Source organism: Streptomyces beijiangensis, from assembly GCF_017315755.1.
Lineage (GTDB): Bacteria > Actinomycetota > Actinomycetes > Streptomycetales > Streptomycetaceae > Streptomyces > Streptomyces beijiangensis.
Window position 1 is genome coordinate 1 of the sequence record NZ_JAFLRJ010001228.1, and the last position, 613, is coordinate 613.

The following is a 613-nucleotide window of genomic DNA, read 5'->3' on the forward strand; positions in this document are numbered from 1 at the left end:
CAAGTGCTCCGTACAACGGCCGATCATCGACTCCCTGTGCGTGGCCCGCCCGTGGCACGCTTTTCACCGACGCGTATCGGACTAGCCCGGGGGGCGAGATGCTGGTGACGGAGGTCAGCACGGAGACGGTGGCGCCGCCGGAGCGGTTCGCCCTGTGGGAGGAGTTATCGGCGCAGTCGCACGTCCGCAACCTGCTGCGCAGCGAGAACCAGGACGACTTCCGTGCCAGGATGCGCATCCTGCATCTGGGCGACGTACAGGTGTCCGCGCTGGCCATGCCTCATCTGGATGTTGTGCGCACCTCCAGGGCGGTGCGGCAGTTCGATCCGGAGGTGTACCAGGTCAACTATGCCGTATCCGGAGGCGGACGTGTCACGACGGCCGGGCGCGATGCGGAGTTCCACGCCGGCCAGGCCGTTCTGATCGACACCAGCCACCCCATGAAGGCCACGCTCCACACCCCTTCCCATAGATGGACCTCGTTCGTCATCCAGCTCCCCCGTGTCCTGCTGCCCCTGCCGGAGAAAACCGTGCGGCGCCTGATCGGCGTGCCGGTGCCTGGCGGCCAGGGCATGGGAGGCGTCTTCCACCGCTGGGTCGCCGACCTCCACCG

1 protein-coding gene is annotated in these 613 nt (G+C 67.5%); it reads left to right on the forward strand.

Annotated features, from left to right (window positions below; genetic code table 11):
• Positions 1–104 precede the first annotated feature (104 nt).
• A partial coding sequence (locus J0695_RS41285; RefSeq protein ID WP_443727157.1) for a cupin domain-containing protein occupies positions 105–613 on the forward strand: 509 nt, incomplete at its 3' end.